The organism is Acinetobacter sp. FDAARGOS_558, from assembly GCF_003937785.1.
Taxonomy (GTDB): domain Bacteria; phylum Pseudomonadota; class Gammaproteobacteria; order Pseudomonadales; family Moraxellaceae; genus Acinetobacter; species Acinetobacter baumannii.
Map to the genome: position 1 here is coordinate 4,104,296 of NZ_RKJH01000001.1, position 14,311 is coordinate 4,118,606.

The 14,311-nt window shown below is 33.6% G+C and carries 14 protein-coding genes; 5 read left to right on the plus strand and 9 right to left on the minus strand.

Going from position 1 to position 14,311, the window contains the following annotated elements; all coding sequences use genetic code 11:
• Positions 1 to 57 precede the first annotated feature (57 nt).
• Positions 58 to 1,290, plus strand: a complete 1,233-nt coding sequence (locus EGT34_RS19810; protein ID WP_000108031.1) for an integrase family protein — start codon at positions 58 to 60, stop codon at positions 1,288 to 1,290.
• 583 nt (positions 1,291 to 1,873) lie between these two features.
• Here the strand turns inward: EGT34_RS19810 and EGT34_RS19815 are convergent.
• Complete coding sequence (locus EGT34_RS19815) at positions 1,874 to 2,773, minus strand: LysR family transcriptional regulator (protein ID WP_001010559.1); 900 nt, start codon at positions 2,771 to 2,773, stop codon at positions 1,874 to 1,876.
• An 89-nt stretch (positions 2,774 to 2,862) separates the two neighbouring features.
• Between EGT34_RS19815 and EGT34_RS19820 the strand changes: the two genes are divergently transcribed.
• The gene (locus EGT34_RS19820; protein WP_001161756.1) at positions 2,863 to 3,300 is read left to right on the plus strand and encodes a PACE efflux transporter; all 438 of its coding nucleotides are present in this window, start codon (positions 2,863 to 2,865) and stop codon (positions 3,298 to 3,300) included.
• Between the two features lie 57 nt (positions 3,301 to 3,357).
• On the opposite strand, the gene EGT34_RS19825 is transcribed toward EGT34_RS19820, so the two are convergent.
• The 3 genes from EGT34_RS19825 to EGT34_RS19835 all read right to left on the minus strand — a co-directional run bounded on the left by EGT34_RS19825 (position 3,358) and on the right by EGT34_RS19835 (position 6,532).
• Positions 3,358 to 4,773, minus strand: coding sequence for a purine-cytosine permease family protein (locus EGT34_RS19825; RefSeq protein ID WP_000378378.1), 1,416 nt, complete (start codon positions 4,771 to 4,773; stop codon positions 3,358 to 3,360).
• 252 nt (positions 4,774 to 5,025) lie between these two features.
• Positions 5,026 to 5,490, minus strand: coding sequence for a hypothetical protein (locus tag EGT34_RS19830; protein ID WP_001046931.1), 465 nt, complete (start codon positions 5,488 to 5,490; stop codon positions 5,026 to 5,028).
• 112 nt (positions 5,491 to 5,602) lie between these two features.
• A complete protein-coding gene (locus EGT34_RS19835; protein WP_001043467.1) occupies positions 5,603 to 6,532 on the minus strand; it encodes a DMT family transporter in 930 nt (309 codons plus the stop codon).
• A gap of 94 nt (positions 6,533 to 6,626) precedes the next feature.
• Between EGT34_RS19835 and EGT34_RS19840 the strand changes: the two genes are divergently transcribed.
• Positions 6,627 to 7,478 (plus strand): LysR family transcriptional regulator, encoded by an 852-nt coding sequence (locus tag EGT34_RS19840; RefSeq protein WP_000568099.1) that lies wholly within the window; start codon positions 6,627 to 6,629, stop codon positions 7,476 to 7,478.
• 39 nt (positions 7,479 to 7,517) lie between these two features.
• Here the strand turns inward: EGT34_RS19840 and EGT34_RS19845 are convergent, their stop codons facing one another.
• From EGT34_RS19845 to EGT34_RS19870, 5 genes are all read right to left on the minus strand, one after another.
• Positions 7,518 to 7,697: a hypothetical protein gene (locus EGT34_RS19845; RefSeq protein WP_000905609.1), complete on the minus strand. Its 180-nt coding sequence runs from the start codon at positions 7,695 to 7,697 to the stop codon at positions 7,518 to 7,520.
• A gap of 576 nt (positions 7,698 to 8,273) precedes the next feature.
• Entirely contained in the window at positions 8,274 to 9,293 is a 1,020-nt protein-coding gene (locus EGT34_RS19855) for a fimbrial protein (protein ID WP_000738468.1), read from the minus strand.
• Positions 9,290 to 11,827, minus strand: coding sequence for a fimbria/pilus outer membrane usher protein (locus EGT34_RS19860; RefSeq protein WP_031979490.1), 2,538 nt, complete (start codon positions 11,825 to 11,827; stop codon positions 9,290 to 9,292). Before EGT34_RS19860 ends, EGT34_RS19855 begins: the two co-directional genes overlap by 4 nt.
• 51 nt (positions 11,828 to 11,878) lie before the next feature.
• Entirely contained in the window at positions 11,879 to 12,619 is a 741-nt protein-coding gene (locus EGT34_RS19865) for a molecular chaperone (RefSeq protein WP_000898902.1), read from the minus strand.
• Between the two features lie 70 nt (positions 12,620 to 12,689).
• Positions 12,690 to 13,226, minus strand: coding sequence for a fimbrial protein (locus tag EGT34_RS19870; RefSeq protein WP_000713424.1), 537 nt, complete (start codon positions 13,224 to 13,226; stop codon positions 12,690 to 12,692).
• 445 nt (positions 13,227 to 13,671) lie between these two features.
• Between EGT34_RS19870 and EGT34_RS19875 the strand changes: the two genes are divergently transcribed.
• A complete protein-coding gene (locus EGT34_RS19875; protein ID WP_001061891.1) occupies positions 13,672 to 14,022 on the plus strand; it encodes a hypothetical protein in 351 nt (116 codons plus the stop codon).
• A 63-nt stretch (positions 14,023 to 14,085) separates the two neighbouring features.
• Positions 14,086 to 14,298, plus strand: coding sequence for a hypothetical protein (locus tag EGT34_RS19880; protein WP_000030991.1), 213 nt, complete (start codon positions 14,086 to 14,088; stop codon positions 14,296 to 14,298).
• The last annotated feature ends 13 nt before the right edge of the window (positions 14,299 to 14,311 follow it).

Genomic DNA, 14,311 nt, shown 5'->3' on the forward strand with positions numbered 1-14,311 from the left:
ACCTGAAAAATATTTTGCTATATTGTTAATTATCACAAGCGATAGGGATTCTAGCTTATGAGCACTTCACGAGTAAAGCTAACTAAGTCATTTATCGATCAACTTGAACTCACACCGGCTATTTATCGTGACAGTGAGATTATTGGCTTTGCTATTCGTGTAAATAACTCTTATAAAACTTACATTGTGGAGAAGAAAGTAAAGGGAAAATCAATTCGTTGTAAATTAGGGGATTATGAAAAAATTACTGTTGAAGACGCCCGTATACTTGCACAGCAGAAGTTAAAAGAGTTAACTGACTCAAACCCTTTAAGCATTAAAAATAATAAAATATTAAAAAATAGTTTAAATGAGAAAATTGATCAGCCTTATCTCAAAGAAGCTTTCCAAGTATATATAAATCACCACGAGTTAAAAGAAAGGACATTAGCCGACTATAGAGAAGTTATAGAAAAATATTTAATAGACTTAAGTGAACTTAAACTGATTGATATTACTGAACAGAGGATTGAAGAAAAGTATATTCAGCTATCTCAGTATAGTTATGCAAAAGCTAATTTATCTATGCGTTTACTTAGAGCGGTCTATCGTTTTTCAATTATGTATTATCAAAATAAAAATTGTGAAGTAATTATACCAAGGATAAACCCGGTTAATTTGTTAAAGAAGAAACAGCTCTGGGAAGAAATTCCACCTCGAAGAAACTATATCGATGTGGATAATCTAACCAAGTGGGTGCAAGCAATTATTGAATATAAAGGTAGGGGACAGGAAAATGAAACAAATAAGGATTTTTTATTAACACTTATATTAACAGGGCTTTTTAGGAATGAGTGTGAATCTTTACATTGGAAAAATATAGATTTAGAGGAAGGAACTCTTTCTTTTATAAATCCATATAATAATGTGTACTATAAAATTTATATGGGAAACTTTCTTTGGCATCTGATGAAAAAACGAAGAATACAAAATAAAGGAGAGTGGGTTTTTCCATCTGTAAAATCTGAATCTGGTCATATTATTAATATTTCGAAATTTAGAAAAAAAATTAATGAGCAATGTAATCTTTCTTTTACTTTTCAAGATCTACGTAGAACATTTTATTTTGTGTTAAATCATTTAACTAATAAACCATTAGCTAGCAAAAGAACAGATCAGTATGAAGAAAAGCTAGACGTTAAGAATATTGCTCATGCTCAGGATATGCGTAATAGAATGAACAAGGTTGAGCAAATTATTCTTGGTCCCTATCGAGATGAACTTATTAAATCTATCAATATTAATCTATAAAATTTTGTACTTTCAAAGCTAGAAATAGAAGCCGTACAGGGTCAAAAATAGTATAAATTTAAAGTAAGTTTTATGGATAAAACCTAGAATGAAGATTGTTTCTCATTTTCTACAACCTTTTGTAATTGATCAATTTTATACTTGACTAAAACACTTGGAATTTATACAGTAGTAGAGTATTTTTGATAATTATTATTATTGCTTAGTCCTGAAATACAGTAAGAAGCCTATTCATCATGAATAGGCTTTTTGCTTTCTTTAATTTAATCATAGAGTTCTCGTTTTTATGAAAATTAATATAATAAAATCAATAAAATAAGTGTTTTTAATAAATTGAAAAAGATTGTCACGTAATTTTTCATTATGAACAAAACTGATTTAAATAGTACTCAAAGTGAAACATGGCTAAATGCTAAGTTTAACTTTCAATCAATAAGGCATAGGAGTGTCATCATGTTTAAAGCAATGTTTTTCTTCAGTGCAGGCGCAATGTTTGGCTATTGTTATAAGCATTATGATGAAAAAGTTATAGAGTCTAATAAATCTAAATAGCTCCTAAAAAAACCGTCTAAATGGCGGTTTTTTAATGATAATTTTGAGATAAGTTTGCTTGAACAATCTGGACAAGCTCTCTGGCTGCTTTCGATAACGGTTTATCTTGAAGCCAAATAAGATAAATAGATAAAGGCAAATGATTTTTCGTATTTTTAAAATCTAATTGAACTAAGTGGCCTTGTTCAATCTTTTCTTTTACCAAAGATAAGGGAAAATTTCCCCATCCTAAGCCAGCTTCGACCATATTAATTGCTGTTTGTAAGCTATTCGTTTTCCAGTACATTGCTCCAATGATTGAACGTGAGTCTTCCATATCCAGCTCACTACTCGCGACCACAATTTGCCGAATATTAATTAACTCTTCAATCGTGTTTAACTTATTCTGTTCTTTTAAAAACGGATGATGAGCAGAGATAGTAGCAACAACTGTTTCTGTCATTACTAATTGTAAGCTTTCACGCATTTTTATATTGAGGTTTGAACCTGCAAGGCAAAGGCTAATATTTTCTGTATAAAGTAAATTTAGAATATCATCTTGAGGAGCTGTAATAATTTCTAGGTTAAGAAGAGGAAACTTCTCTGCTAGTTGCTTTATGGCTTTAAAAAGTAATTCAGTATTCGCATCTGAAACCACACCTATTTTTAATTTACTTTCAAGACCAAGTGAAAGTTCATAAGCATGCGTAGCTAATAGCCTAAGCTGTTCAGCAATAATACGGGCTTGAGGTTCCAATGCTAAAGCCGCCGCGGTAGGAATAACTTTGCGGTGTGTACGTTCAAATAAGTGATAACCAAGTTCTGCTTCAATATTGGCAATTGCCATACTCACTGCTGATGGCACTCGATTTAACTTTCGTGCCGCGGCCGAGAAAGATCCAGTATCTAATACGGTTAAGAAAAGTTCGATATTTTCACTATTAAAATTCATTTTGATATCAGTAGAACTGAAAGCTGTTAACTTTATATGTGATTTTAACTGAAACTAAAATAAAAAGAAGTGATAAAAGTTGAAAGATTATGCAAGGTTTAAAACGTCGTATTGTTTATGTTTCTTCATATGAAATTATTGGAATGGTGATTTCATCAGTAGGTTTGGCTCTTTTGGCCGGAGATAGTGTAGAGCACACTGGGCCACTTTCAGTGATGATTACTACTATTGCGGTAACGTGGAACTTTATCTATAACATTCTTTATGAAAAATGGGAGGCTCGCCAAGAAAGTAAGTCGCGTACGGTTAAACGAAGAATTGCGCATGCGATCGGATTTCAAATTACTTTAGTAATATTCTTAATTCCGCTTATTGCGTGGTGGATGAATATTTCTCTTGTTGCTGCATTTTGGTTAGATGTTGCATTTATTATTATCATTCCAATTTATACATTCATATTTAATTGGACATTCGATAAGTTATTTGGATTGCCTGCCTCTGCACAACCAAGTACTGCTCAACAGTAGAAAAATATTAATGAGATATCAAAGTATTATTTTAGACTTTGATATCTCGTCTTAACATTATTTTACTCGTTCAAGTTGAAGAGCTTTTGAAATTTTTATTTGAGCTCTTTTGGCAAGTACATAATATAAAACTGCAGTGGATAACAATCCCACTAACCAGGATAAATCGACTCCACCCAACATTTCGGCAATTTGTCCTTTATAGAATTTACTATCAATAAAGGGCAACTGAAGTAAGATACCAATACAATAACAAGCGATCCCGATTGTGTTCCAGCGGCCATATTTACCATTTGGGTTATATAAAGCATCTACATCACATTCTTCTTTAGAAATAAAATAGTAATCAACTAAATTAATTGCACTCCAAGGAATGAAAAATGTAAGAAGAAACAAAATAAAAGATTTGAATGCGCTTAAAAAAGTATGTTCACCTACAACTGCAATAAATGTTGAGATAATTACCATTGCAAGAACAATTGTAAGTCGCGTTAATTTTGAAATTTGAGCACTTGGCTTAAAACTGTTCCAAATGGTCGCAATACACATAAAACTGCCATAAGCATTAAGTGTAGATAAAGTGACCTTTCCGAACGCAATACTAAAATATAAAAAAGTAATCACAAGAGCGATTGGATTCATGCCTACAACGTACTGAACTTCATTGCCAACAAAACCACCATTCGAGACTTGAGCAATAAATACACCGAGCATCATTGAAATTTGGGAGCCTATTAAAGACCCAAGCCCAACTGCCCAAAATACGCGTGTTGAAGATGTTTTTGTAGGAAGATAACGAGAATAATCTGCTACATAAGGTCCAAATGAAATTTGCCAAGAAGCAGAAAGAGAAACTGCTAATAAAAATGATGACCAGCTAAAATGCCGTACAGCAAGCAATTCTGAAATATTAGAGAGAGCTAAAATTTGAGTTAAAATAATAACAAAAGCAATTAAACCAATAACACTTGCAACTTTGCCTACCCAATGAATTAAACGATAGCCAATTGTCGCAAATATAATAATAAAACAAGCATAGATTAAAATACCTGTTGTATTACTCATCTGTGCTAGATGAGCAATTGCTTTACCAGCGAGTACCTCACCAGTGGCCGTAAAGCCAATATACATAAGACAAACAAGAATGATGGGGATACAGGCACCATATACCCCAAATTGGACTCGACTCGAAATCATTTGTGGGAGGCCGAGTTTTGGACCTTGAGCTGCGTGTAAAGCCATGACGGCAGCACCAAAGCATTGTCCAATAAAGAGGCCAATGATTGACCAAAATACATCACCACCTAATACGACGGCTAATGCACCTGTAACAATAGCTGTAATCTGTAAATTGGCCCCGAACCAAAGCGTAAATTGGGCAAATATACTGCCATGCCTTTCATTTTCAGGAATAAAGTCAATACTTCGGTTTTCAACAAATCCGCTTTTCGATTTCCCAGCTGATGAGTCCATAACACTCTCCTTATCCTTTAAGAGCTTTTCTATTATTAGATCCATTTATGTATAAACAAATACAAACATGTATATACAAGTTATTTGAGAAAGAAGCAAATGGTTTTTTGAGCCGATACCTTAAAATTTTTTTGTTTGTAAATTAAAACGAGTTGAGAAAACGAAACTGATGTTATGACTATTTTTATAAAGATGAGTCTGTTTGATCCGTAAATTCAGTTTATAAAAAAGCCCTCCATAGAGGGCAGATAATCAGACTTCTGCATCAAGGATTGCTTGAAAAAATACAGGTAACTCCGAAAATTGAACTAATTGTGTTTTATCAGCGTGTTTGTAATAGTACTGATAGTGGGGTGTTTCAAAACCACTATCAAGATATTGGGTTGCATCAGAAAATTGGGCTTTTGCAACGGGCTTATCCTTTTTAAATTTAACAATAATAGGATTAACGGAATTTAATTTAACAGGAACACCATTCTCGAATTTGGCTGTTTCAATGAGTAGAGATATTTTAAAATCACCAAATACTACACAAAACTGTCCTCCATTTTCTGTTTTAATTTCTCGATCATGAAAAAGTTCTTTAAATAAATTTTTTAATGATTCTCTATGCTTGTCTAAAGCTAACTGAAAATCATGATCTTGCTGTTCTAGTTTCTCTTGCTCTTCTTTTAGCAATTTGGCCTGTTTTTCGATAGTTGTAAAATCCAAATTCATCTTAATTCTCCTTGTTGTGTTTTAAAACTATATATGGCAACCATTTGTTAAGTTTTAAAGAAACATACATTCTTTGTTACAACGCAATAATTAAGATGAATTTGTGTGATCATTACTTTGTGCAAGGCTTAGCTATAAGTGCAGGACGTTTAATCTGAATAAATCCTCCACTACTCATCACGCCAAGCATGACTAAAGCTGTGCCTATAAGTTGCCAGATATTAAGTGATTGACCAGCTAACAAGGCAACTAACATACTAAAAACCGGAACAAAGTTAAAAAAGATTGATGCTCGGCCTGCACCTAGTTTTTGAATACCATTAAACCAAAATAAATAAGCAATCATGGTAGAACAAATAATGACGTATCCCATAGCTAAGTGTGCAGTGATAGGCGCCATAGCAATTGCTTGAGAAGGGTGCTCAAAAATTACACTTAATATGATTAAAGTCAAAGCACCGAACATCATGGAAAAGGTTGTGGTCTCTAAAGGTGTAGCATTTTTTACATAACGGCGTGATAGCACATTCGCTAAACAAAAACTGACACCACCTAGTAAGATGAATAAGTCACCGATTGCTATTTTTAAATGTAGTAGCGTTGAAATATGGCCATGACTAATAACAAAAAGTACACCACTTAAGCCAAATACAACACCAATAGACTTATTAAGTGTTAGTTTTTCTCCATCAAGTAAAATTGTTAACAATAAAGTAATTAAAGGTGTTGTGGCCATGATTAAAGCGCCATTGACTGCTGAGGTGGTTTGTAAACCATAGAAACAGCCTAGGTTAAAACCGGCAATACCTATAATTCCAATAATAAGATAGATAGCTAAATTTTGCCGTAATGCGGCCCAACGTAGCTTTCCTATAGCTGCAAAAAGAATAAATAGACCAAGGCTTGCAATTGTAAAACGTTCAGCTGCTGCTGAAAGAGGTGGCATATATTGAATCACATAAGACATTGCATTAAATGCCGAGCCCCAAAACAGCATTGTGATTACAACACCAGTATAGGCATACACCATTGATTTATTCATGATTGGGCTCCGAAAAAGAATGTCTTTATTCTGAGTAATCACATAAAGGTGTACAATTCCATATTAATTCATCTCTGATGTGAAAATTTGCACAATGATTGATTGGGAAAATTTACATTACTTTTCAGTTTTTTCTGAAGAGAAGACACTTTCAGCTGCTGCAAGAAAGTTAGGTGTTGACCATGCTACTGTTGCAAGAAGAATTGCCCAGTTAGAAGATAATTTAAAACTAAAATTAGTGGACCGTAGACCTCGTACTTATATTTTAACTTCAGAGGGGGAGCGTCTGGCCAAAATCGTGACACGTATGATGGAAGAAACATTTTCTATTGAACGTCTGGCTCAGGCAGGACAACAGGAAATTAGTGGAGTAGTTTCGGTAAGTCTACCGCCAGCTACGGCTGCACATTTGGTAATGCCTCATCTTGGTAAGTTTTATCGTCAATATCCTGAGCTACAATTGAGAATACTCGGTGATGTTCATTATGCCTCCTTACAGCATCGCGAAGCAGATATCGCAGTTCGCTTTGGACGCCCTAAAGATGATTATCTAATTGCGCGTAAAGCTGGTGAAGTTCCTTTTGGCATATATGCAGCCCAAGAATATTTGGATGCTATACAAGAAGAAAACTATGGGTGGATTAGTGTTGAAGTTGGTGGAGTTCAAGGACAAAAACAGCAAAAGCTAAAACAACGGTTAAATTATAAAGAGCCTGTTATGGTTACGAATCATCCTGAGCTTCAATGGCGGGCTACTTGTGGAGCAGTTGGTTTAGCTGTACTACCTGATTTTTTAGGCCAGCAAGGTCATTTAGTAAAATTACCTGATGATGACCCAATGAGTGCTGAAATTTGGTTAGTAATTCATGAAGATCTGCGGAGTAGTCCTGCAGTAAGGGTAGTGATGGATTTTCTTTTAGATTGTTTTGAATCTTTTCGTGTTTAATATTGCTTAAGCCTTGACTTCAATTAGCTTAATTAATTTTTATTCATCAGGAAAACTTCCTGCATCTTCTCTTGCTTGCTTCAAGGCTAGAAAAAAACACAGCAAAAAAAGTAAGCCAATAAAAAATAAGAAAAAATCTAAATAACTAATACCTAAACCAACTCCGAAAGCCCCTAAACTTAATAATAAAATACAAAATATTTTCCAAATAATGAGCATGTGGTTTTGTAATAAAAACTTGAAGTTAGGCTGTAATTGAAAAATATTTCCAGATATGTGTTTGTTTTTTTTCTTATAGGTTATGTAAAGCTTTATAATTTATCGAATTACATAATATTTACTTTTAACTAAACCCTCCTATTTGAGCACTTTTTAATTTTACTATACATTCGTATATATAAAATTTATGTTTTTTGAATTAATAGAATGATAATTCTTTAGAAAGCCTGTAAAATGAAAATCGCAAACTTTATTTTTAACTTATTTTCATTTAAAATTAAGGGGTTAAATAAATTTATCAAACTTTTGTTAAAAAAAAGACTTGATATTTAAGCTAAATTTTGAAATTATAGTCATGCAAATTGTGATCTATTTCCCACAATTTGTATTTCAGGTTAAGTGGTTATCACTAATGCTCATTAGCTTTTTTCGCTTATGAGCATTTTTTTAATTTATTTATTAGTAAAATTTAAAAAATAATGTGTGTGATCATTTGACTTTTTTAGTATTAATTAAAAATTATTCATTCTATAAAGCCTACTACTTACTACTAAGATCTAGTGTTTAGAAGAAATACTAATCATATTGGATCGTTACCGTTGCATTAGCTTTGACTTCACCAGCTGTTACATTCGAAGCAGTTTGATAATAACGCGCCGTTAAAGGAATATCGTACTGTACTGTCTGGTTAGAACTTACTGTACCAATATCTAGTTTGTTTCCTTTTCGAATAGGATTGTTCGCGCCATTCATATTCCATAACAATTCCACACCAACTCCGTTCGCTTTAGTTGAGTCAGCAGCACTGTTATTAATAACCTGACTATTTGAAGTATCAGAATTGTAGTCAAAGCTTAAACTCAGTGTATTACTCGTTGGTACACCCGAGTTATTTTCCCCACCATTACAAAGAATCGATAAATTAAAGTTTTTCTCACCTTGAGTTGATCCAATGGCTCTAAAACCTGACTTCATCACAGTGGGAAGCTGAACAACCGTATCTATACCGTTTTGAATTTCACAAGAAGATGATGCAATAAGAATAGGGGAGCTGCTCAATACTGTAGTTGTTAAGAAAGGACGATTTTGTTGTCCTGTTACATAATAGGTACTGTAACGACCAGCAACTAATGCACCTGAACCTGTAGTTGCAGCAGTTTTAATCACTTCCATGACAAAATATCCTGGTGAAAGCGTATATGTTGTATTAGGAGTCAAGCTGCGTTTATAAGGGTAATATCCAGAAAAATCTGTAGAGTCGAATGCCTCTCTATAAAGTCGAATACCTATACCCGGAATATTGGTTGCATACACATTATTTCCAATCGAGCTAACAGGATAGTTTAATGGAAGTGCCGCTGTAATTTGGTCATTGGCACGGTTGCAAGTTGCAGTCGAATTATTGGGTGAAATAGTAAAAGTATTCTTTTGGAGAACTGTTCCGATTGGATCGGTCGGGCGTACTACAATAGTCCCAATCGTCATTGGAATATCGACTGTGGTAAAGCCCTTGCTTAAAGTACAGTTGGCATAGGTTTGGTTATAAATAAAAAAACTAGTAATGAGTAAACCGCTCTTTATAAGCATTTTTTTCATTTGCAGACTGCCTCTGTCATAATAATTAATTGTTTTTCCTGTAAGATTTTTGATTGAATGTCATAATCAAGTTGACATTCTTCACTATTACTTTGTCCCCATTTCACATAAAGATGATCTTGAGTTAGGGGAGTACGTAAATAAATCCGGCTACCTTGGGCTACCATTCCGACTATTTCATTGTTTTGATTAAAAACTTGTGCTGCAAATGGCAAATGGCCGCCATTAGGTGTTTGGGTGCTAATAAAAACTGCATATCCCGTTTTTGTTGAAAAGTTAACTTTAGTGATTGATCCTGCATACGGGGCAATACGATGACTTGTTTCCGTAAGTTCAACAGTTGATGGCATCCCTTGAGGGTCAAGGCTAATGTCATTTAAGCGATAGGGGGTTACATAAGGAATGACAGCATAACCTTGTTTATTAATGCTTAGACCAGAGGTATTGCCGACTCGAGCACCAGTTGCTTGAGGCGCATATACCAATACCATGGTCTGTACTTGGTCTGGGCCAAATAAAATACCTTGTGAGTGAGCGACCAAGCTTCCATTTAAATTGATCATTTCTTGTTGGTATGTATCGGACTGACCAAAAGAAGCGCCTATAGTTGTATAGTTAGTACGGTAGGTGCCATTAATATTTAGGCTTGTCTGTCCTTGATCTTGATATGAAATTGATGAGCCATAATCAAAGCGGTTTCCGATATAACCACTCATTCCTAAAGTTCGGCTATCTTCTGAAATAGAACTATTAAAATTAACGGTATTTTTTTTAAATTGAAGTGGAAAAGATAAAGACAACAAATATTGAGTTTCATGACCAGAATTTTGATTTTCTTGGTCAAGCTCATGAGTAATTGCAGAAATACTGTAAGTCAGATCTTTAAATTGATTGCTATATCCAAATTGGAATTGTTGATTACGATTAGGCTGGTTCCAATAATTAATCCACGAGCCTACTAAATAAAAATTACCCCATTGATTTGGAAGGCCTTGGTTTAATGTGATCTGAAATTCACTTTTTTGTTTCCCCACGGAAAAGCTATCAATATCTTGTTGTTGCAAGTCTCGAATTAAAATTGAATCGCGTAATTTCAAATAATTTTCTGTGGAATATTTATACGTAGCTAAAGTTAAATTGGTGTTGGTTGAAGTAAATAGTCGGTTATAACTTAAACGATAACTTCGCCCTTTAAGGGTGGGCTTTTGTTCGAACTCAGCTGACGACTGAGTTGCATCAAATGAAATTGCACCGATTGGGGTTGCAAATGCGCTACCTATTAAAAAAGACTGGTAGTTTTCAGTTGCCTGAAAGCCTGTATAGCTTGTTAAATAGTTATTAATACCTCTTTGATATTTACCTTGCACTAGCCATGGTTTTAGATTGATATTGGCATCTCTAAAATGTCCCAAAGTAAAAGAATATCGGCTCATTTTAGGTCTTAGCATCTCAATGACAGAAGCATAAGGAATAGAAAACTTTTGGATTTCTCCATTTGTTTCATATATAGAGACTTGTAATTCGCCACCGAAGCCTGTGGGATAAAGGTCATTAATTTCAAAACTTCCGGGTGTAACAGTCGTTTGATAAATTAAATTTCCTTGCTGACGCACCTCTACTTTTGCATTGGTTTTGGCATAACCTCGAATTTGGGGAGCATATCCGAGCATACTGTTAGGAAGCATGCGGTCATCACTTGATATGTTAATCCCACGATAAGGTAGGGCATCAAAAAAATTATTATTGGTAAAATAATCACCTAAAGTAACAACACTATTGAGCTTGGGAAAAGCCTTTTGGGCATATGTATTATTTGATGTGTAGGAAGAAACCTTTTCTTGTATTTCATTATGATCTTGCCATTTCCACTGCCCAGTATGGCGTAATTGCCAATCATAGAGATTTAGACCAACATTTGTACCCATAAACGCATGATTTGTTTCATGGTTATTATTTACAATACGATAGGCAGAAGCATTGTATGCAAAAAAAGCTGCATTTATACCACGGTCCCATAAACGTGGGTCGACATACCCTTGAGCATTCTTTTGTAAAGCTACTTGCGGTATTGAAATATCAAGTCTCAGACGAGAAGTATCAAATTGATAAAAAGCATCGTTAACCCACTTGTCTAAGTCATTACAGGTAAAGGTACTACTTACTTCATGATGAAAAATTTCTGGTTTAACTCCATATTCTAAAAGCATATCTGGGGTAAAACAGGTCTTTGCATTCTCATTCGAACGAGTACTTTTAAAAACAAACTTTCGTTTTCCTAACCACTGCCCATTAATATAGACGTCAAGACTATATTCACCCGGTAAAATAGGATTGCCGTACTTAAATCGACCAATATCAATTTTCTGTGCATTTCCCACTAAAAAATTAGTATCAAAGTCAGCTTTTAAAATATTTTCCCTATTTATATTGTCTGATGCATATATAGTTAAGGGGATATTAATTGCGAGACTCAATACTAAATAATATGTAGTGCGCTTTTTAAAGCATATACTGGATATGAACCATTCTGACATCGTCTTTATGCCTGTTCATGAGTAGGTGTTTAAATTAAAAAGTAGGTAAGCTTAGAACCTTATTACTTGTTCAATTCTTCCACCATAATCATTTATATAAACAAAGCTCATATTTGTTATATTGCTATTTTTAAGTTTTATTTGATCTTCTGAAAAAGGAGAAAGCATTAAACCCTGTTTTAATAAATCTGTTTTTTGATGATTTATTTCTTGAAAAACTGAGCTTATTGTAATGTAAAAGGGAGTAGGGTTTTTAATAAGCAAGTTTTCACCATTTTTTACCCACTGAATTTTTTCACTTAATGTATTAATATTTTCTTCTAGACTTACTGGTCGATAAAAGAACTTAATTCGTGAACGTATCGCTAATTGAAGAAAATTATTGGTTAATACTTCATTATTTTCTTGTTTTTTACCTTCCGGCCTTGGTGGTATATCTAATACATTAAGCCAAAATACACTTTCTTTATTTTGGTTTAATTGAGAAGCATTAGGTAGTGCAGTAATTCGTAAAGTTTGCCCTTTAGAGGGTTCTACTCTTGAAATAGGTGGTGTAATGATAAAAGGGACATTCGCTTCATCGGGAGTTGATTTAGCGTTTCCATCATCAATCCAAGCTTGAACCAAGGAAGGTGCTGTACCGTTATTGCTGAGTTGTAAGTTTACTTCTCGAGCATCTGATGGATAGATTACACGTGTACCATGAAGTACTATTTCGGCATGCCCTGTAGTAGCAATTAATGCTTGAAGACAAGTCATTCCCCAAAAAAATTTACGACCACGAAAAAGCATGAGTCATATTCTCAATAATAAATAATAGATGAGATATAGCTTCTATTTAAAAATAGAAGCTGGTTTTAATTTATTGATAAATAATTGTGTATTTCACTTGTGACGTTACAGTACCCGCTGTAGATGCTCCAGTTGCATAATATTCAGCATAATAATTAAGATCGGCATTCCCCCCAGCAGAAACATTTACCCATTGTGAGTTATCTTGTGCACCAGAAGCGCCTTTCGCAATTACAGGAATTACTGCATTGTTGCTACCCAATAATTGGATGTTGACATTGGCAGCTGCACCAGAGGTAGCTTGGTTCAATAGTCGACCAGTATTAAAATCAACTGTTGCGCCTGGTTCAAAATAAGTCGCGACTTTACCAACTGAAGCACAATTCGTTAAATTGATTTGAAAAGGTGTACGACCAGCAACATCGCCCGCATTTTTCAAAGATTGAGATGATACTGTTGGTAAATTTACAGTGAGATTTTTATCACCAGTATCAATCGTACACGTATTATCAGTTACTAAACCATTAATAGTGATCGTACCATCAGCTGCTTGTGCTGCTGCAATATTAAAAAGAGAACTAGCCGCAATAAAAATAAATTTTTTCATAAAATCCCCAGAATATTCAATAAATATCGCTTTATTACTCTTCAGTGCTTTTATTCTGATCAAGTAATGCGGTGGAAATATAGCACCTTTCAAGTAAAAAACAAGAATAACATTATATTTTTATGTATTTTGATTGGTTGTTTTTTATTGATAAATGCGGTTTTTATTTTAATTTATACCATATGGTAAAATATCATGAAATTATTTTATTTAAATTAATTTGATAATAATTTTCATTTAAGTTTTTTAAATTTTAAGAATTGATTTTTTTATTGTAATTTTATATAAATTATATATTTTTGGATAAATTAACTAGTTGATTTTCATTATTAAAATTAATTTTTATATATCGTGTAAATATATTTATTTTTTTAAGAAAATTTTAAGGTTTAATTCCTAGTGTTTTAGTTGTAATTCAATAAAAGATCATCTGGAGTTTGGTTCCATGAACAACATGAAATACACGTATAAACCGAATTATTTTTTCTTTGCTCATAAATTAGTCTTGTTTTTAAAAGACTATTTACTCAAACATCCTACTGAACAGAACACGACGTTTAATTTACAAACAATTTATGATGTCTTTAGCCACGATCTAGCCTCTAGCACAACAAATCTAGAAGGTATTCTAAACATTGCGGATGAGTATGTTTTAGAAACAGAAGAGGGCCTTTTACCATTGATTAGTAGCCACTCAATCAATTTAAAGAATCATGTACTTTCTTTAGAGTTTTCACCTAAAGCGTTAACAAGCTTATTGTCGGGGCGTTCATTAGTGAATCCGAAGGCTGCTTAGATTTTCTTTTAAGGTAGAATGAACTCATATAGAATTCATAAAATTTATTTTTAAGAGTTATTTATGAGTAAAGACTTTAAAGCCTTAACTTATATTGCAGATGATAATATAGCAGATACAGTGACTTGGCTCTTACACCATCAAGATGTTTTTGAATCTTTTCACTTTGATGTATTGAGCCAAGAATTATCGGTTACACATGCGGCAGGTAGAGATATTATTCGAGTTGGAACCTTTCTGAATGCTACTTATGGCATATTAGTCACTTCTGTATAAATGAAAAAAGCCC